Consider the following 19,506-nt stretch of genomic DNA (forward strand, 5'->3'; position numbering starts at 1 on the left):
TTATTTTACGTCAAATATAGGGGCATAAATAGTAGCGTTGATGTGCTGTTTTTATACCTCTATATAGTAGGCTAAAAAACGACGCCATAGTGTAGGCTGTTTTACTAAACATAAGGGGTTGAGCTTCTTCGAGTTCTAAATTGGCTTTATTTGCAGTAGTGACAACTCGAGTACGATATTCCTTTTTGTTACTGATTTCTGACATAGTCTGTGTAGAAGCACCGTCATCTGAAATTTCAGCGTTAATTTTTGAGTCTTTACGCACAATGACCCCTTTAGCTGCTTTTTCTTTTATTTGGATGTCAGCCACTAATAAATAAGTTACATCTTTAACTAATGCATTAGCTGTTGTTGATACTAAGCCTCCAATAATGCCTCCTGCCGCTGCATTTCGATATCCACCATCCGTTGCGTAACTAAGAGCAGCACCAGCAGATACACCTTCAAAACCACTCTTTAAATAATTACTCGCGGCTGATGGCGATGCTTTTTCTAAATTACGAACAAATACACTCATACTATATTGTGCATCCGAAGGGCTATCGACTAGAGAATAACCATTTCCACTACTAGTGATTTGTTCTATAAGTGCTGTTCTAAAAGCATTACGATCGAACTCTTGTACAGCAGACCGCACTTCTAAATAAATTTTTCTTTTTTCTGGGGGCACAGGATCTACGAAAATAGAAGTACTGAATTTCGTTTGAACATCTAAGTCTTTTTTTGCAATTGACGTATGAAGCGCTGCACAGCCAGATAAAATAAGTGCGGTGACAGCAATCACAGAAATTTTGAGTTGCTTTATCCTTTGAGTCGTAATGTTTTCCATTTTTTATGAGTTGGTTTTTGTATTTCTTGCGATAACAATAAAATACCTAGTATCAGTAATAATACCGACCGTGATAACGGTGATAATAACGGCAGTTACGATATTGTGTCCAGCTATGGCGCAATAAGTTTCGACATGTATATCCTGGTCGCCAATAAGTCCCAGAGTACTCGGGAGGAGTAACCTTTTTGGCCATCATGTCTTTAACATAAGCATCAACTTCTTTTGGCTTCTCTGCTAAAAAAGGTTTAGACATGACTTCTTGATTGAGTTGATCTTGCATTAAAGCCAGCGCATCTTCTTCTGAATTTTCTTGATGTGCAAAAGAAAATGAAGATATGACAAGCGTGTAAAATATGCCAAAAGAGTATAAAAGAAACTTATTTGATGTGTATTTAGGATGGTGTTCAGTACGGCAAAAGAAAGTATATTTTTTTCATAAATTTCGTCCCTAAAATTTTAATCTTAAATATCTGCTATACATCAATGTAAATTAGCTTAATTAATGTAGTACAAAATAATAACCTTGGAAAGTTATTATTTTGTATAGGCCGCTTATTTTTTATACTAACCAATATCTTTTTATTCAGCTTGCGGGCGAGTAATACAAATTGTTAGCCAAAGAAGAATGCACTGGGTTGAAATAGTTTCTCTACGTGACTAACAAACTTCTTATCAACTAGAAAAAGAATAACGTGATCATTAGCTTCAATTTTTGTGTCACCGTGGGCAATGATGACTTCTTCACTACGGACTATTGCACCTATGGTGGTGCCTGGAGGAAGTTTTATTTCGCGGATTTCTCGTCCAACTACCTTGGAAGTGTTTCTATCTCCATGGGCGATAGCTTCAATGGCTTCTGCTGCACCTCTTCTTAAAGAGTAGACGTTTACAATATCCCCTCGTCTAATATGGGTTAAGAGTGCAGATATGGTGGCTTGTTGTGGAGAAAAAGCGATATCAATTTCTCCACCCTGTACTAAATCTACGTAGGCTCCGCGTTGGATCAGAACCATGGCTTTTTGAGCGCCAAGTCGCTTGGCTAACATGGCTGACATAATGTTGGCTTCGTCATCGTTGGTCACAGCGATAAAAGCGTCAACCTGCTCAACATTTTCTTCAGTCAATAACTCATGATCTGAGGCATCACCAGCAAACACAATGGTTTTATCTAAATGCGCAGAGAGATATTTAGCTCTCTCAGGGTTGAACTCAATTAATTTTACATTGTGATTGTGCTCTAGCATCTTGGCTAGACCGGCTCCTATTAACCCTCCCCCTGCAATCATGATCCGTTTGTAACTTGATTCTAGTTTTTGTAGCTCGCTCATGACCGCACGAATGTTTTTTGTAGCCGCTATAAAAAACACTTCGTCATCAGCTTCAATAATAGTTGTGCCAAGCGGGCGGATTGGTTTACCTCTGCGGTATATAGCAGCCACTCTCGTTTCAACATTAGGGATATGTTCTTTTAGAGTAGAAAGTGCATGACCTACCAATAAACCACCGTAATAAGCTTTAACCGCTACGAGGCTAGCTTTACCATCGGCAAATTCAACTACTTGTAATGCACCTGGATAATCTATCAGGCGTTTTATGGCCTTTGTCACTAATTGTTCTGGAGCAATAAGGTGATCGACTGGAACGTCTTGATGCTTAAAAAGTTGTTCTTGGTAAATAATGTACTGTTCTGAACGAACACGAGCAATTTTAGTCGGCGTTTTAAACAAACTATAAGCAACCTGACAAGCCATCATGTTGCTTTCATCACTGTTGGTTACCGCAATAAGCATGTCGGCATCCTCTGCTCCTGCTTTTTTGAGAACATCTGGATGTGAACCCATGCCGGCCACAACCTGTAAATCTAGCCTGTCTTGCAGGTGTCTTAAAGTATCTGGGTTTGAATCTATGACAGTGATTTCATTTTTTTCACCAACCAAATTTTCAGCCAAAGTGGCACCAACTTGGCCAGCACCAAGGATAATTATCTTCATTCGTGGTATTTAAGCCTTATTATTATTACTGTGATTTTAGCAGTCTGGCATAGTAGAAACCATCCATTTGTTGATCTCCCGGTAAAATCTGTTTGCCGGGGTTTTCCACCGAATCGTTGTAAAAAGTATCATCTAACAATGCATTAGTATTTCGAGATAAAAAGTCACGTATTTGTAAATAGTTTTCTTCGGGTAAAACAGAGCAAGTAACATAAAGCATCATTCCGCCGGGTTTAATGAGCGGCCAAATAGCATCTAATATTTTCTTCTGCAGGCTCACCAATACATCTATATCTTTGGCTTTTCGTAACCATTTAATATCAGGATGGCGGCGAACAATACCAGTAGCAGAACAAGGAGCGTCAAGTAACACCCGATCAAATAGTTGCCCATCCCACCAATTTTCAGGCGTGCTTGCGTCACCTACTATAATCTCAGCGTTGTGACCTAACCTGACCAAGTTCTCTTCTATTCTAATAGCGCGTTTTTTATCTATTTCTAAAGCCACTGTTTTTGCTAAGTTGGGTTGGAATTCAATTATATGACATGTTTTACCCCCCGGAGCCGCGCAACAATCTAGGATAGTTTCTGCTTGTTCTGGCTTAAGATAATGGGCTGCAAGTTGCGCAGCACCATCTTGTACAGCAAACCATCCTAAATCAAAACCGGGTAAGCTAGTGACGTCATAACCCTTTGATAATACCAAGGCTTCTGGATGTTCGGATGAAACTGTATATTCTATACATGCTTTTTCAAGTTCTTCAGAAAAATGTGCATGGGATATTTTGCGAGTGTTAACTCTAAGCCAGATTGGCGCCTTTACTTGCATGTTCGCCGCTAATTCAGCAAAGCCATTTTTATATTCGGCCTCGAGTTTTTTGTACAGCCATTTAGGTAACCCTGACGCTATTTGTTTACTTGGAGCTTCTTGCTTAGATATTTCTTCTCTAATAAATGTTCGCAATATGGCATTCACTAAACCTTTCATGGCGTGTGTATTGAGCGGCTGACATGCCGCAACTGTTTCAGACACAGCCGCATGTTGACTGACTCGGCTAAAAGCTAACTGATAAAATCCCAACATAATCAATTGCTCTACAATTTTGAAGCGATTCTTTAAAGGTTTATCAAGAAGCTGTCTAAGCCAAAATTGCAAAATAGGTAAATTTCGTAAAACACCATAGACCATCTCTTGCAGCCACGCTTTGTCTTGTTCCTTATGTGGTAATTGCGCAGCAGGTAAACATTCCCTCGCGGATTGTCCTTCTTCTAATATCTGGTGTAATACTTTAGCCGCATCAGCACGTAAATTAAAATGATTGTAATGGGAGCCTTTTGACTGCGTATTCATAAAAAACATTTCATATTAGTGAAACACCTACTGCAAACCAATCTGCTCTGCCGTTCAGCACATCGGCGGCTGGCATTGGTTTTTTGCCGGGAAGTTGTAACGTTGTCAACAATAAACTCTGATTACCCGTGGTCACTAAAATGCCTTTTTTATCTGCGTGAATAATTTGGCCAGCTGGGATATCAGGATTTTCGTTTTTAACAACATCAGACGAATATACTTTTATATTGGAGTCGTTAATCGAGAAAAAAGCGACTGGCCATGGATTAAATGCACGAATGTTTCTTTCAAGTTGTTCTGCAGGTAAATCCCAATTAATTTTGGCCTCTTCTTTTGATAATTTTTTTGCGTAAGTGGCCAGCTCATTATCTTGGATCTGAGGTTGTAATTTAGTTAGTGCGTTCAATGTTTCAATTAACGCCTTAGGACCAATCTCAGCTAATTTTTGATATAAGCTGTCACTGGTATCTTGTTTGGTAATGGCAAGTGACTGCTTGAACAACATAGCGCCTGTATCGAGGCCCTCATCCATTTGCATAATTGTCACACCGGTTTCGCTGTCACCCGCCCAAATTGAACGTTGAATTGGCGCAGCTCCTCGCCATTTTGGTAATAAAGAACCGTGCACGTTGAGACAACCCAGTTTTGGAGTTCCTAAAATAGAACTTGGTAAGATCAATCCATATGCGACCACTATCATGATATCTGCTTGTAATTCAGCTAAATCAAGTTGTGCCTCTTCTGTTTTCAACGATTGAGGTTGAAATATAGGGATTGAATATTTAAGAGCCAATTTTTTTACTGAGCTGGCCTGTAACTTTTTACCTCGACCAGCTGGGCGGTCTGGTTGACTGTATACCGCAATAACATCATGTTCAGAGTCTATCAGTGCTTGTAAATGTAATGCTGCAAACTCTGGTGTTCCAGCAAATACTATTTTTAACGGGTTATTCAATTGTATTTTAGCCTTTTGTCGCAAGTCGGGCTTCTTTTTCTAACTTGGTTTTAATCCTCTGGCGTTTAAGCGGGGATAAATAATCCACAAATAATTTGCCTTTTAGATGATCCAATTCATGCTGAATACAGATGGCTAATAAGCCATCTGCTTCTAAAGTGAAATGTTCGCCTGTTTTATCAAGAGCAGAAACAGTGATTTTTTCAGCTCTTTCTACTTGCGCATAATTATTCGGCACAGATAAACAACCTTCTTCGCTGATGGTTTTACCTTCTTTTTGGGTGATTTCAGGATTGATGAAAACCATAGGTGCATCTTGATTTTCCGATACATCCATCACTACCAATTGCTTATGAACGTCGACTTGAGTCGCAGCTAAGCCGATACCGTTTTCATCACGCATGGTGTCGAACATATCAGCGATTATTGCGGTTATGGATTTATCAACTTTTTCTATTTTTTTTGCTACCGTGCGCAACCTCTCATCAGGAAAGCGCAATACATCTAATATTGCCATTGTATTATTCAACTATAATGAGTTTCGGACTCAGGAACTAATGTAACCAATAGTAACTTTACGCTACAGTGAGAGAGTTACTATTGGCCTGTGTATTATATAGTATACGATCAAATAGAATTGACTATTTAATACGGTTTTACCTAAGCTATTCTAACGTAAATCGATCCAAAACATAATAGTCACTGCATCAAGGTGTATATAAGAATGACGAGCAAAAAATTAATTAGGTTGCTGATGCTGTTGGTGCTCATGCCATTATATGTTTTAGCAGACAGCATTTTAGTAAAAGAAACCGCTCCCGAAGTTTATGTAGTAAAAAAAGGTGATACGTTGTGGGATATATCCAATATGTATTTGGATATGCCTTGGCAATGGCCACAGCTGTGGCGCACCAACGTACATATAACCAACCCTCATCTTATTTACCCCGGTGATGAGTTACGCTTAGTTAAAAATGAAAAGGGTGAAACTGTTCTAGAGGTAGCCAGAGATTCAGTAAAACCTGAAATTAAGCTTTCTCCTGAAGGGGCTAAATCGTTTAAAACGCCTGAGGCTATCACCGCACTGCCGTGGTCAGTCATTAAGCCTTATATAGAAAACGAGATGATTATGTCGCAACAATCTTATGATCGTTATCCTTATGTATTGGGCGACCATGAAGGGGCCGTGCGCTTTGCTACTGACAACTTAGTACTTGGAAAAGCCTCTCGGCGTAGTAAAGAGAACTTAAACATTGTCCGGAAGCAAAATGAGCTTTACGACATGGACGGCAATTTTATCGGTTTACAGATTCGTCATTTAGCTAATGCTAAGTTAATGGATGCTGACCTAGGTAACCAAAATCTAATTAAGATATTAGAAGCTAAATTAGAGGTTAAGCGAGGTGATAAGATCATTCCTGCTGTTGCAACCGAACTACAAGAAATATTGCTCACTGCCGCGACAAATCAAACTGGCTATATTATTGATGACTTAGAGCAACATAACTTGTTGGGCAAATATAATGTGGTGGTGCTGGATCTTGGGGCTGATCAAGTTTCTGCTGGGACCATCATGGGCATATACAGTCAAGGACCAAGAATTATTGACAGTAAGCAACCCAAATATGAGGGCGAGACTGACATGATCCGTAGTGCTTTTAATCAAGGAGATGAAATTTCTCAGCCCGCTATAAAGGTTGGCGAGGTTATTGTATTTAAAGCTTTTGATGTAGCAAGTTATGCACTTATTACTAAATCAGCTAAAGTTATAAAAAGAGGAATGATAGTAGCAAAGCCTTAGAATTAGCTGTGGGCTAACTACCTAGAGAAAAAATATGCAACAGGATGTTGATTTAGAAGGTAGTGAAAGGGGCGAGCTGGGAAATTGGTTGAAGTTGACTCAAGTTCCCAATTTTTCAGTCGGAAGCTTGAAAAAATTAAAACAAAAGTTTGCTGTGGGGTTATCGGATTTATTTAATTCATCAAAAGGGCAGTTAGAGGCGCTAGGTTTTAATCCCCAACAAGTTGCAGCAATTTTATATCCTAATATGCATATCGTAAACGTTAGCTTGCATTGGCTCAATATTACTAACAACCGTTTTCTACTGCATTTCGATCATCCTAATTATCCAACGTTGCTCAAACAGATTTCTAGTCCACCACCAATATTATACGGTTATGGCAATCCAAAGCATTTAAATAACCATCAGATTGCGATGGTTGGGAGTAGAGCTCCGAGCCCACAGGGAAAGGAAAACGCCACACTTTTTGGTAGGCGGTTAAGCGAATGCGGCTGGACAGTTACCAGTGGTTTAGCCCTTGGCATTGACGGGTTGTCCCATCAAGGTGCTGTTTTAGGAGGTTTTACAACGATAGCTGTTCTAGGTACGGCTATTGATAAAATGTATCCTCGACGTCATATAGTGTTAGCTGAGCAGATTTTGCAAAATGATGGTGTGATTATTTCTGAGTTTGCACCTAACACGCCTGGACGACCAGAATACTTTCCAAGACGAAATCGTATTATTAGTGGTATATCTGGTGGGACTTTAATCGTTGAAGCGGCAATTAAGAGTGGCTCGTTAATTACTGCAAGATGTGCTTTAGAGCAAAATAGAGAAGTATTTGCGCTACCGGGAAATATTCACAACCCCATGACTGCAGGATGTCATTATTTAATACAACAGGGGGCAAAGCTGGTGACATGTGTAAACGATATTAATGAAGAGTTTCAAAATCTTATTTTATCTACTTCAGGTATAAAAGCAGAAAAACTGGAAAAAAACATGTCACAAAGCTTGGCTTCAGACAATTTGTTAGATAGTGTAGATTTTGAAGTAACGCCAGTAGATATAGTGGCTCAGCGTAGCGGCATAGAAGTAGCGGATGTAATGTCACAATTATTAGAATATGAATTGCGCGGCCTAGTGACCTCTATTCCCGGCGGTTACATTAAATTGGGGAAAAAATAGATGTTCGATATCCTCATGTACTTATTTGAAAACTTTATTCATAACGAAACTGAAATACGGGTCGATCAAGACGAGTTGACGGATGAACTAGTCAGAGCCGGTTTTCATCATGATGAGATATATAAAGCGCTATCTTGGTTAGAAAAACTTGCTGCATTGCAAGAAACAGATATAAAACCCTATTTAGCTAAAGGTCCTAATTCCTTTGTTACCCGTGTTTACACACAAGACGAAGAAATGCGCTTGGATGTAGAGTGTCGTGGTTTTCTAATGTTCCTCGAACAAATCAATGTATTAGATTCATTTACCCGAGAAATGGTGATTGATAGAGTGATGGAGATTGACTCCAAAGAATTTTGTCTAGAGGACATGAAATGGGTCGTGTTGATGGTGCTGTTTAATGTACCAGGTAAAGAAAATGCTTACGCTCAGATGGAAGATTTGTTATTTGAAGAGCCGGAAGGTCCACTTCACTAATTGTTTCTTATCTATAAACAATAAGAGTGATTTAATAAATGTCTAAGATTGATCACTCTCTGTTTTCAGCTAACGCGTCTGAGCAAGTTTTCGGGCCTTGTCCCAAGTGCAATGCCAAATTAAATATCAGAAGAGGTAAGTCTGGCGCTTTTATTGGTTGCAGCCATTATCCAGAATGTGACTTTTCAAAGCCATTACACGAATATGAAAATGCAGAAATCAAAAAGATTGAGGGATCTGTATGTCCGTTATGCCAATCTCAGTTAGTGATTAAAAAAGGGCGGTTTGGGTTGTTTATTGGTTGCAGTGACTTTCCTGATTGTGAGTATATTGAGTCAAACTCTAATAGTGAGGTAACTCAATTAAACTGTCCCTCGTGCAAAAAAGGACATATTACTAAGCGGGCAAATAAGTTTGGCAAGTCATTTTATGCATGTGATAATTATCCTAAATGTAAGTATCTATTGAATTTTCCGCCTGTTGATTACCCATGTCCAGAATGCTACTGGCCGATCATGCAAGAGAAAAAAAGTGGTACTGAAGTTGAACTGTTATGTCCACAAAAAAAATGTCAATGTAAAATTCCTAAACCTCAATAACGCACGATAAATGTCTTTTTTGTGTTGCACTTTGAATTATATACTTGAGTTAAAATAGACTTATTTAGGATTAAATGAAACTGCTATCAATAATTGAAGATGCAGAGCTTATCATTCAAACTTTGCAGCAAGGGGCGTTGATTGCTTACCCAACTGAAGCTGTATTTGGACTTGGATGTGATCCAGATAATGAAGCTGCTGTGCATAGGCTACTGGCTCTGAAACAACGTCCTGTTGATAAAGGTTTGATCCTAGTCGCTAAAACTTATTCACAGTTATTACCTTATATCGATGATTCAAAGATTCCAATGCATAAACGCACTGAAATTTTTTCAAGCTGGCCTGGTCCAGTGACATGGTTATTACCCGCTGCTAAACAAACACCTAAATGGATTACCGGTGATAGTGATTTAATTGCAGTTCGGGTATGCCAACACCTTGTTGTAAGTCAATTATGTGAGTTATTTGGCAAGCCTTTGATATCCACCAGTGCTAATGTATCTGGAGTAAAACCTGCGGTAAACACTGAACAATTATATCAACAATTCGATAAGACCTTATTACTAGTAGACGGTGCGTTAGGTGGGGCAAATAAACCCAGCCGAATTCGTCATGGGATTTCTGGTCAAACCATAAGAGACAATTAGTTAGATGACAGCCGATTTATTACCAGATATAGAAAAAGTAAAGCAATACTTACTCAAGCTACAAGACAATATTTGTCAAACTTTAGAGTTGGTAGATGGCAAAGGAAGTTTTGTCGAAGACAATTGGCAGCGAGAACTGGGTGGAGGCGGTCGCAGTCGAGTGTTAACCGGCGGTAAATTTATTGAACAAGGCGGTGTTAACTTCTCCCATGTTTTTGGAGGAAAATTACCTGCATCAGCTACCGCTGCTAGGCCTGAGCTTGAGGGCAGAAGCTTTCAAGCCGTGGGTGTGTCTTTAGTTATCCATCCTCATAATCCTTTTGTACCCACAACTCATGCTAATGTACGTTTTTTTATTGCCGAAAAGCTCGGCGAAGAACCAGTGTGGTGGTTTGGTGGAGGTTTTGACCTCACACCTTTTTACCCATTTCATGAAGATATTGTGCACTGGCATACAGTTGCTAATAAACTTTGCCAGCCTTTCGGTGACAATGTATATTCAGAATACAAAAAGTGGTGTGATGATTACTTTTATTTAAAACATCGAGATGAGACACGTGGAGTAGGTGGCCTATTTTTTGATGATTTGAATAAACATGGGTTTGAAAAAAGTTTCAAATTTATGCAGGCAGTAGGTAATGGATTTTTAGATGCTTATGTACCTATTGTGGAAAAGCGTAAAGACATAACTTTTGGTAAAAAAGAGCGTGATTTTCAACTTTATAGGCGAGGTCGCTACGTAGAATTCAACCTAGTATACGACCGAGGCACATTATTTGGATTACAAACGGGTGGGCGTACCGAGTCAATATTGATGTCTATGCCACCACTGGTTCGTTGGGAATATTGTTACGAGCCTGAGCCAGAAAGCAAAGAAGCAGATTTGTATGCTAATTATCTACAACCAAGGGAATGGTTATAGTGTCTAGATATACCGTATTTGGCAATCCAATAGCGCAAAGTAAATCACCTTTAATTCATCATATGTTTGCGCAACAGGCTGGCTTAGAAATCACATATGAGCGTACTTTAGCAACAGAACAAGATTTTATTTCATCACTGTCTACTTTTTTTGTAGATGCAGATGCACAAGGTTGCAATGTGACTTCTCCATTTAAAGAGCAAGTTGCAAGGTGGGTAAACGAGTTGTCTGCAGGTGCTAAGATTGCTGGAGCGGTAAATACAGTTATTAAAAAAGAGGACGGTACTTTTTTAGGCGATACAACGGACGGTAAAGGTTTAGTACAAGATCTTCTGCGCTTAAACGTACAGATTAAAGGTGCTCGTATCTTGTTGTTAGGTGCTGGTGGTGCAGCGAGAGGAGTATTACAATCAATATTGGCCTTGGAGCCAAAATTATTGATGGTTGCTAACCGAACACAAGCAAAAGCTAAGCAGTTAGCTTTATTGCTACCTCAAGATAACTTTGTAGGCATAGACCTCAATCAGTTAAATGAAGTTCAGCAACCTTTTGACCTAATTATTAATTCTACATCTGCTAGTTTGTCTGGAGAGTTGCCTTCTATTCCAGATTCTGTAATTAGTAGCGGTGCTTGTATATATGATATGAGCTATGCAGATAAGCCAACTGTATTTCTTCAACACGCGCAAAAATTAGGAGTGTTAAACACTTTTGATGGATTGGGTATGTTGGTAGGGCAGGCCGCAGAAAGTTTCTATTTATGGACGGGTTACCGACCTGATGTATTACCTGTCATTCAGAAACTAAGAAGTACTTTATGAATCAGACCGTTCAAGTTTTAGATGGTTGTACATATATAAGTTCAAGGGAGGCAATTAAAATAGATATTATGGAGGCAGGTCAGATATTGACTTGTTATATATGTGGATTGAATAAAGAAGGATTAACTTTACTTTACAAAACTAAGCAGTTTGAAATTGAAGAAATTATTGAACGCGAACTTGAACAGGGTAAATTAAATTCAGACGGTGAAATATGGCTCACCGCTGAATTTATTTGTGCGTTCTGAATTTGTTATAGGCTCAATCTAACGAGTTTCTTCAATATACTCATCCTTAAGCTTTATGTAGTTCAATGCCGACTGTTTTAAAAATGCTACTTCGCTATCTTTTAATGGTCTTGCTTGTTGTGCAGGATTGCCTTTATACAAATAGCCGCTTTTAAGTGTCTTGTTAGGTGGAACTAATGTTCCTGCTCCAATAAACACGTCATCCTCTACAATTACGCCATCCATTATAATTGCTCCCATTCCTACTAGTATTCGATCTCCTAAAGTACAGCCATGTAACATACACTTATGTCCCACTGTTACATCTGCACCTATTATAAGAGGGAAACCATTGGGATTAGCTTCACTTGTTCGAGATACGTGTAATACGGTTCCATCCTGTATATTAGTCCTAGCCCCTATTTTTATATAGTTAACATCTCCTCTTGCTGCTACAAGTGGCCAAATACTGACATGCTCTGCACATTCAACGTCTCCTACTATGACGGATGAAGCATCTACATAACAATGATCTGCTAACTTAGGGGATATACTTTTATAAGTTCGGATGGACATGTTTGTTCCTAATTTAAGTTTGTGGGTTACATCATATCAAAAAGAATTAAACCCTTATTAACTCAAATAGCTACTTATATGTGCATGTCGATTGCTTTATGAGCACTTAAACGATAATTGTAAATTAGGGGTTGCATGCAAAGTTGTTGTGTCTATAATGCGCCCTCGCTTCAGGGGAGACGAGTTGGAAACAACGGAGTCACTCGCAACAAACAGGGTAAACCAGTTTGTTGCTTATACGGTAAACGTATATTTGCTGCGGGGTGTAGCAGGTTTAGTTGAAAAGAAAATCAATTAAATTGTTGACATCAAATGGGAACCGCGTATTATTCGCCTCCCGCTTAAGAGGGTCTACGGACAACCACTTAAGCCGCTAACGCAGTTAGCATGCTCTTTAACAATTAGAACAAGACAATCTGTGTGGACACTCACGAAGTGAGAGTTCACCAAAAAAAATTCATATTTTTAATATTTAATTGAAGAGTTTGATCATGGCTCAGATTGAACGCTGGCGGCAGGCCTAACACATGCAAGTCGAACGGAAACATGTCTAGCTTGCTAGATGATGTCGAGTGGCGGACGGGTGAGTAATACTTAGGAACATGCCTTTGGGTGGGGGATAACTATTGGAAACGATAGCTAATACCGCATAACGTCTACGGACCAAAGGGGGGAGCTTGCTCCTCTCGCCCAAAGAGTGGCCTAAGCGAGATTAGCTTGTTGGTGAGGTAAAGGCTCACCAAGGCGACGATCTCTAGCTGTTCTGAGAGGAAGATCAGCCACACTGGGACTGAGACACGGCCCAGACTCCTACGGGAGGCAGCAGTGGGGAATATTGCACAATGGAGGAAACTCTGATGCAGCCATGCCGCGTGTGTGAAGAAGGCCTTCGGGTTGTAAAGCACTTTCAGTTGTGAGGAAAGCTTGTTGGTTAATACCCAGCAGGTATGACGTTAGCAACAGAAGAAGGACCGGCTAACTCCGTGCCAGCAGCCGCGGTAATACGGAGGGTCCGAGCGTTAATCGGAATTACTGGGCGTAAAGCGCACGCAGGCGGTTTGTTAAGCTAGATGTGAAAGCCCCGGGCTCAACCTGGGAATAGCATTTAGAACTGGCAGACTAGAGTCTTGGAGAGGGGAGTGGAATTTCTGGTGTAGCGGTGAAATGCGTATATATCAGAAGGAACATCAGTGGCGAAGGCGACTCCCTGGCCAAAGACTGACGCTCATGTGCGAAAGTGTGGGTAGCGAACAGGATTAGATACCCTGGTAGTCCACACCGTAAACGCTGTCTACTAGCTGTTTGTGGATTTAATCCGTGGGTAGCGAAGCTAACGCGATAAGTAGACCGCCTGGGGAGTACGGCCGCAAGGTTAAAACTCAAATGAATTGACGGGGGCCCGCACAAGCGGTGGAGCATGTGGTTTAATTCGATGCAACGCGAAGAACCTTACCTACTCTTGACATACTAGAAACTTTTCAGAGATGAATTGGTGCCTTCGGGAATCTAGATACAGGTGCTGCATGGCTGTCGTCAGCTCGTGTCGTGAGATGTTGGGTTAAGTCCCGCAACGAGCGCAACCCTTGTCCTTAGTTGCCAGCCTTAAGTTGGGCACTCTAAGGAGACTGCCGGTGACAAACCGGAGGAAGGTGGGGACGACGTCAAGTCATCATGGCCCTTACGAGTAGGGCTACACACGTGCTACAATGGCGAGTACAGAGGGAAGCAAACCTGCGAGGGTAAGCGGATCCCTTAAAGCTCGTCGTAGTCCGGATTGGAGTCTGCAACTCGACTCCATGAAGTCGGAATCGCTAGTAATCGCAAATCAGAATGTTGCGGTGAATACGTTCCCGGGCCTTGTACACACCGCCCGTCACACCATGGGAGTGGGTTGCAAAAGAAGTAGGTAGTCTAACCTTCGGGAGGACGCTTACCACTTTGTGATTCATGACTGGGGTGAAGTCGTAACAAGGTAACCCTAGGGGAACCTGGGGTTGGATCACCTCCTTACTATTACGGCGGACCTTGCTTCGTTGAGTGTTCACACAGATTGTTTTGTTTTGATAAGAAGAGCAAAAGAAGTGCTTGGGTAACAAGTCACTATTTGTTTTTGCGCAAGCAAGAGCATGAAATAGGCTTGTAGCTCAGCTGGTTAGAGCGCACCCCTGATAAGGGTGAGGTCGGCAGTTCAAGTCTGCCCAAGCCTACCAAATTTGTGATTATCACAGATTGCCTGCATAAAGCGGGGCCATAGCTCAGCTGGGAGAGCGCCTGCCTTGCACGCAGGAGGTCAGCAGTTCGATCCTGCTTGGCTCCACCATTTAGGTGGAACATCATTTGCTCATAAGATTAAGTAGCCTTAATCAATATGTACTATTAGATAATATCTAATCAGTGTTTATTGATTAAGGTTTTTTAAACCTTAATTGTAGCCGGCGTGTAACGCAGGTCACAATGTTCTTTAACAATATGGAAAGCTGATAAAAAGTAATCGAAAACTAAAAGAGTGTTCTTAGGAACTTACTCTATCTGATTTTGTGATTAGAACTTGTCACGCATACGACAGCAATACCCGTTTAGACGGTTGTTGCACCTAACGCTCAAATAAAAGGTGAGCGGGTGGACGAGTTGTTTGAATTTATCTCTGACGTTACTGAGATGATGACAAATAACGCACTGTTACTCAGGTAACAGAGAGGTCATTTGGGGTTGTATGGTTAAGTGACTAAGCGTATACGGTGGATGCCTAGGCAGTTAGAGGCGATGAAGGACGTGTAAGTCTGCGATAAGCTGTGGAGAGCCGACAAAATGCTTTGACCCACAGATTTCCGAATGGGGGAACCCACCGCTTCGGCGGTATCTTATAGTGAATACATAGCTATAAGAAGCGAACGAGGGGAACTGAAACATCTAAGTACCCTTAGGAAAAGAAATCAACAGAGATTCCCCTAGTAGCGGCGAGCGAACGGGGAGCAGCCGAGTAGTAATGAAGTAGTGGAATGTGTTGGAAAGCACAGCGATACAGGGTGATAGCCCCGTACACGAAGCGTCATTATTGCCATATTAAGTAGGTCGGGACACGTGTTATCTTGACTGAAGATGGGGGGACCATCCTCCAAGGCTAAATACTCCTAACTGACCGATAGTGAACCAGTACCGTGAGGGAAAGGCGAAAAGAACCCCTGTGAGGGGAGTGAAATAGAACCTGAAACCGTATACGTACAAGCAGTAGGAGCAGACTTGTTCTGTGACTGCGTACCTTTTGTATAATGGGTCAGCGACTTATATTTAGTAGCAAGGTTAACCGAATAGGGGAGCCGTAGCGAAAGCGAGTGTTAACTGCGCGTTTAGTTGCTAGGTATAGACCCGAAACCGAGTGATCTAGCCATGGGCAGGTTGAAGGTTGAGTAACATCAACTGGAGGACCGAACCGACTAACGTTGAAAAGTTAGCGGATGACTTGTGGCTGGGGGTGAAAGGCCAATCAAACTCGGAGATAGCTGGTTCTCCCCGAAAGCTATTTAGGTAGCGCCTCGGACGAATACCACAGGGGGTAGAGCACTGTTAAGGCTAGGGGGTCATCCCGACTTACCAACCCTTTGCAAACTCCGAATACCTGTGAGTACTATCCGGGAGACACACGGCGGGTGCTAACGTCCGTCGTGAAGAGGGAAACAACCCAGACCGCCAGCTAAGGTCCCTAAATATTACTAAGTGGGAAACGAGGTGGGAAGGCTAAGACAGCTAGGAGGTTGGCTTAGAAGCAGCCATCCTTTAAAGAAAGCGTAATAGCTCACTAGTCGAGTCGGCCTGCGCGGAAGATGTAACGGGGCTAAGTAATATACCGAAGCTGCGGACGCAAAGTTTACTTTGCGTGGTAGGGGAGCGTTGTGTAAGTGGCTGAAGGTGAGCTGAGAGGCGAGCTGGACATATCACAAGTGCGAATGCTGACATGAGTAACGATAAGGGGAGTGAAAAACTCCCCCGCCGGAAGACCAAGGTTTCCTGTCCCATGCTAATCAGGGCAGGGTAAGTCGGCCCCTAAGGCGAGGCAGAAATGCGTAGTCGATGGGAAACGGATTAATATTTCCGTACTTGGTATATCAGTGAAGGGGGGACGGAGAAGGTTATGCAAGCCTGGCGTTGGTTGTCCAGGTGAAAGTGCGTAGAGTTGTTTCTTAGGCAAATCCGGGAAACTACATGCTCGAGACACGAGACGAGACTCTAAGGAGTTGAAGTTGCAAATACCATGCTTCCAGGAAAAGCCTCTAAACTTATGATATATCGAACCGTACCCCAAACCGACACAGGTGGTCAGGTAGAGAATACTAAGGCGCTTGAGAGAACTTGGGTGAAGGAACTCGGCAAAATCGTACCGTAACTTCGGGAGAAGGTACGCCTCTGTTTGTGATTGAACTTGCTTCATGAGCGAATGGGGGCCGCAGTGAAAAGGTGGCTGGAACTGTTTATTAAAAACACAGCACTGTGCTAAATCGAAAGATGACGTATACGGTGTGACGCCTGCCCGGTGCCGGAAGGTTAATTGATGGGGTTATCTTCGGAGAAGCTCTTGATCGAAGCCCCGGTAAACGGCGGCCGTAACTATAACGGTCCTAAGGTAGCGAAATTCCTTGTCGGGTAAGTTCCGACCTGCACGAATGGCGTAATCATGGCCACGCTGTCTCCACCCAAGACTCAGTGAAATTGAAATTGCAGTGAAGATGCTGTGTACCCGCACCTAGACGGAAAGACCCCGTGAACCTTTACTATAGCTTGGCACTGAACATTGACCCTACATGTGTAGGATAGGTGGGAGACTTTGAAGCACTGTCGCTAGATGGTGTGGAGTCTACCTTGAAATACCACCCTTGTAGGTTTGATGTTCTAACATAGGTCCCTTATCGGGATTGTGGACAGTGTCTGGTGGGTAGTTTGACTGGGGCGGTCTCCTCCCAAAGCGTAACGGAGGAGCACGAAGGTTGGCTAATCCTGGTCGGACATCAGGAGGTTAGTGCAATGGCATAAGCCAGCTTAACTGCGAGACAGACACGTCGAGCAGGTACGAAAGTAGGTCATAGTGATCCGGTGGTTCTGAATGGAAGGGCCATCGCTCAACGGATAAAAGGTACTCCGGGGATAACAGGCTGATACCGCCCAAGAGTTCATATCGACGGCGGTGTTTGGCACCTCGATGTCGGCTCATCACATCCTGGGGCTGAAGTCGGTCCCAAGGGTATGGCTGTTCGCCATTTAAAGTGGTACGCGAGCTGGGTTTAGAACGTCGTGAGACAGTTCGGTCCCTATCTGGTGTGGGCGTTGGATGATTGAAGGGAGCTGCTCCTAGTACGAGAGGACCGGAGTGGACGAACCGCTGGTGTTCGGGTTGTTTTGCCAAAGGCATTGCCCGGTAGCTACGTTCGGAATCGATAAGCGCTGAAAGCATCTAAGCGCGAAGCGAGCCCTAAGATGAGTCATCCCTGTACGTTTAACGTACCTAAAGGGTTGTTGAAGACTACGACGTTGATAGGCAGGGTGTGGAAGCGTAGCAATGCGTTGAGCTAACCTGTACTAATTGCCCGTGAGGCTTAACCATACAACGCCCAAGTGGCTTCGCAAGAAGTGCTGAGTGTTATATGAGTGACAAGTAGATAATACAAGATTAGGAGTAAGACTAGAGGCATTCTTTAGCATCGATTATGGCTTGACCCGCAAGGGGAGAGTATCAGCTTTTACATATTGATTTATTGAGCGCAAGCTTGATAGATAACAGTTTTTGTCTGGCGACAATAGCGATGTGGCCCCACCTGATCCCATTCCGAACTCAGAAGTGAAACACATTAGCGGCGATGGTAGTTTGGGGTTTCCCCATGCGAGAGTAGCACATTGCCAGGCTCCCAATTAAGTAAAAAGCCACCTTTACAGGTGGCTTTTTGCGTTTCAGGGATTTGAAAATAGCCATCACATTTTAGTGTGCAGAAGGTGACTCAGTACTTAAGCGCGAAGCTATTTCGGAATTTAAGACTTGAGAAAGCACTGCATATTTAGTTCCCAAACTACTATCCATGCCTAGTTCACATTAAAGAAATTCACTTTATGTGTTATTAATAACAATTACCTTAATTAATCTCCCACCACAATTTAATCTATAGAGCATAGATGGGCGACCTTTTTGCTATCACTGATGAAGTTGTTACATGCTCTAAAACATTATTCCATTATATTTTCAATGTCTTCGAAGGACCGCTTAGATAATTCATTCTGCCTAAGCCTTTGCCATACCTGTCCTACTGGATTCAACTCGGATTTATAGGGTGAGGGCTTTATAATAGAAAGGTTAGTGAATTCTTCAGCCAAGTAATGTTGATGCTAAGCCGCACCATAGTCAATAATAATGGTATAGCGTGCAGCTTGATTTCGTTCTGATATAATATCAATCTCATTAGTTAATTGACCTCTGCAATCCAATACCGACTATATAATTTTATAACCTTCTGATTATATTTTATAAGGTCGTTCCAAGCTGAGGTGCAAGAATTGAGAATGTCTTCATATCCATCAAAACAACTACTGGCTAAACAATGCTATCTAAACCAAGACTAAACTTATTCGATTCGATTAAGCTTAAGTGAAAACGGTGGCAATTTCATAATGCTCACGTGTAAATATCTTTCGTAATATCTCGTGTATGCCAGTTGACACCATCCATAGTCAATAATGTGTGGCGACCCGGATTCGTCGTTGTTGCTATCTGTTGAAAACGTTGTGTCATGACTTCTTTGATGACACGGGGAGCAAGGAACGCCACAATCTTTCCTGTCGCAGGGCAAACAGCTCCAAACAAGTATGAATACTCAAATTATTACTACTGATCACATCATGGGCTTCGACCTGTTTGCGCCCATAAGCGAGTCGTGGTGTTTTGTTGGCCAAACTTTGCTTCATCCTAAAACCATACATCCACCTTATTTAAGGCGATATGACTTGGGATCGTATAGATCGTTTCAGTTTTGAATTCTTTTATAAATCTTCTTGGGTGTCTTGAGACTGTTTTGAACAACTCGCGCTCTACGAAAAGTTTAAACGGTGGAGCAAACGGTATATCTTAGTCAGATTGTAGTTCACCCCAAACTCTTGCT

At 41.9% G+C, this 19,506-nt stretch carries 16 protein-coding genes, 2 tRNA genes, 3 rRNA genes and 1 pseudogene; 13 read left to right on the forward strand and 9 right to left on the reverse strand.

The genetic code is table 11. The features are described 5' to 3' along the window. Positions 1-10: 10 nt before the first annotated feature. The 6 genes from C427_RS00070 to def form a co-directional block, all read right to left on the reverse strand. Positions 11-829 (reverse strand): complement resistance protein TraT, encoded by an 819-nt coding sequence (locus tag C427_RS00070; protein ID WP_007634733.1) that lies wholly within the window; start codon positions 827-829, stop codon positions 11-13. A gap of 52 nt (positions 830-881) precedes the next feature. Then, the gene (locus C427_RS00075; RefSeq protein ID WP_307527597.1) at positions 882-1,187 is read right to left on the reverse strand and encodes a hypothetical protein; all 306 of its coding nucleotides are present in this window, start codon (positions 1,185-1,187) and stop codon (positions 882-884) included. 256 nt (positions 1,188-1,443) lie between these two features. Continuing rightward, complete coding sequence (gene trkA, locus C427_RS00080) at positions 1,444-2,823, reverse strand: Trk system potassium transporter TrkA (RefSeq protein ID WP_007634736.1); 1,380 nt, start codon at positions 2,821-2,823, stop codon at positions 1,444-1,446. Between the two features lie 25 nt (positions 2,824-2,848). Beyond that, positions 2,849-4,174 carry a 16S rRNA (cytosine(967)-C(5))-methyltransferase RsmB gene (gene rsmB / locus C427_RS00085; RefSeq protein WP_007634738.1) on the reverse strand — a complete coding sequence of 442 codons (1,326 nt, stop codon included), beginning with the start codon at positions 4,172-4,174 and terminating at the stop codon, positions 2,849-2,851. 10 nt (positions 4,175-4,184) lie between these two features. Beyond that, the gene (gene fmt, locus C427_RS00090) at positions 4,185-5,129 is read right to left on the reverse strand and encodes a methionyl-tRNA formyltransferase (RefSeq protein ID WP_007634740.1); all 945 of its coding nucleotides are present in this window, start codon (positions 5,127-5,129) and stop codon (positions 4,185-4,187) included. A gap of 7 nt (positions 5,130-5,136) precedes the next feature. Continuing rightward, entirely contained in the window at positions 5,137-5,646 is a 510-nt protein-coding gene (gene def / locus C427_RS00095) for a peptide deformylase (RefSeq protein ID WP_007634741.1), read from the reverse strand. A 207-nt stretch (positions 5,647-5,853) separates the two neighbouring features. Between def and C427_RS00100 the strand changes: the two genes are divergently transcribed. The 8 genes from C427_RS00100 (at position 5,854) to C427_RS00135 (ending at position 11,815) form a co-directional block, all read left to right on the forward strand. After that, positions 5,854-6,930: a LysM peptidoglycan-binding domain-containing protein gene (locus tag C427_RS00100; protein ID WP_007634742.1), complete on the forward strand. Its 1,077-nt coding sequence runs from the start codon at positions 5,854-5,856 to the stop codon at positions 6,928-6,930. Positions 6,931-6,964: 34 nt separating this feature from the next. Beyond that, entirely contained in the window at positions 6,965-8,101 is a 1,137-nt protein-coding gene (dprA, locus tag C427_RS00105) for a DNA-processing protein DprA (protein WP_007634743.1), read from the forward strand. Next, the gene (locus C427_RS00110; RefSeq protein WP_007634744.1) at positions 8,102-8,578 is read left to right on the forward strand and encodes a DUF494 family protein; all 477 of its coding nucleotides are present in this window, start codon (positions 8,102-8,104) and stop codon (positions 8,576-8,578) included. It begins immediately after the preceding gene. A 38-nt stretch (positions 8,579-8,616) separates the two neighbouring features. Beyond that, the gene (locus C427_RS00115; RefSeq protein ID WP_007634745.1) at positions 8,617-9,177 is read left to right on the forward strand and encodes a DNA topoisomerase family protein; all 561 of its coding nucleotides are present in this window, start codon (positions 8,617-8,619) and stop codon (positions 9,175-9,177) included. A gap of 74 nt (positions 9,178-9,251) precedes the next feature. Continuing rightward, the gene (locus C427_RS00120) at positions 9,252-9,824 is read left to right on the forward strand and encodes a Sua5/YciO/YrdC/YwlC family protein (protein ID WP_007634747.1); all 573 of its coding nucleotides are present in this window, start codon (positions 9,252-9,254) and stop codon (positions 9,822-9,824) included. 4 nt (positions 9,825-9,828) lie between these two features. Beyond that, the gene (gene hemF, locus C427_RS00125) at positions 9,829-10,746 is read left to right on the forward strand and encodes an oxygen-dependent coproporphyrinogen oxidase (RefSeq protein ID WP_007634749.1); all 918 of its coding nucleotides are present in this window, start codon (positions 9,829-9,831) and stop codon (positions 10,744-10,746) included. After that, positions 10,737-11,567 carry a shikimate dehydrogenase gene (gene aroE / locus C427_RS00130; RefSeq protein WP_187292374.1) on the forward strand — a complete coding sequence of 277 codons (831 nt, stop codon included), beginning with the start codon at positions 10,737-10,739 and terminating at the stop codon, positions 11,565-11,567. The genes hemF and aroE overlap by 10 nt, the downstream gene beginning before the upstream one ends. Beyond that, positions 11,564-11,815, forward strand: coding sequence for a hypothetical protein (locus C427_RS00135; RefSeq protein ID WP_034898514.1), 252 nt, complete (start codon positions 11,564-11,566; stop codon positions 11,813-11,815). The genes aroE and C427_RS00135 overlap by 4 nt, the downstream gene beginning before the upstream one ends. 18 nt (positions 11,816-11,833) lie before the next feature. On the opposite strand, the gene C427_RS00140 is transcribed toward C427_RS00135, so the two are convergent. Beyond that, entirely contained in the window at positions 11,834-12,370 is a 537-nt protein-coding gene (locus tag C427_RS00140) for a gamma carbonic anhydrase family protein (protein WP_007634755.1), read from the reverse strand. Between the two features lie 473 nt (positions 12,371-12,843). Here C427_RS00140 and C427_RS00145 point away from each other — a divergent pair. The 5 genes from C427_RS00145 (at position 12,844) to rrf (ending at position 18,262) form a co-directional block, all read left to right on the forward strand. Further along, positions 12,844-14,380, forward strand: a 16S ribosomal RNA gene (locus C427_RS00145). Between the two features lie 123 nt (positions 14,381-14,503). Further along, positions 14,504-14,580 (forward strand) — tRNA-Ile (locus C427_RS00150). Between the two features lie 34 nt (positions 14,581-14,614). Beyond that, positions 14,615-14,690, forward strand: a tRNA-Ala gene (locus C427_RS00155). Between the two features lie 395 nt (positions 14,691-15,085). Further along, positions 15,086-17,963, forward strand: a 23S ribosomal RNA gene (locus C427_RS00160). A 183-nt stretch (positions 17,964-18,146) separates the two neighbouring features. Next, positions 18,147-18,262: ribosomal RNA gene (rrf, locus tag C427_RS00165) — 5S ribosomal RNA — on the forward strand. The 16S, 23S and 5S rRNA genes sit together here with 2 tRNA genes alongside, the layout of an rRNA operon. A gap of 760 nt (positions 18,263-19,022) precedes the next feature. Here the strand turns inward: rrf and C427_RS26105 are convergent. After that, the gene (locus tag C427_RS26105) at positions 19,023-19,175 is read right to left on the reverse strand and encodes a hypothetical protein (protein WP_007642319.1); all 153 of its coding nucleotides are present in this window, start codon (positions 19,173-19,175) and stop codon (positions 19,023-19,025) included. Between the two features lie 260 nt (positions 19,176-19,435). Beyond that, positions 19,436-19,501: pseudogene (locus tag C427_RS28635) on the reverse strand (hypothetical protein); the annotation flags it as partial. Positions 19,502-19,506 lie beyond the last annotated feature (5 nt).

Source organism: Paraglaciecola psychrophila 170, assembly GCF_000347635.1.
Taxonomy (GTDB): Bacteria; Pseudomonadota; Gammaproteobacteria; order Enterobacterales; family Alteromonadaceae; genus Paraglaciecola; species Paraglaciecola psychrophila.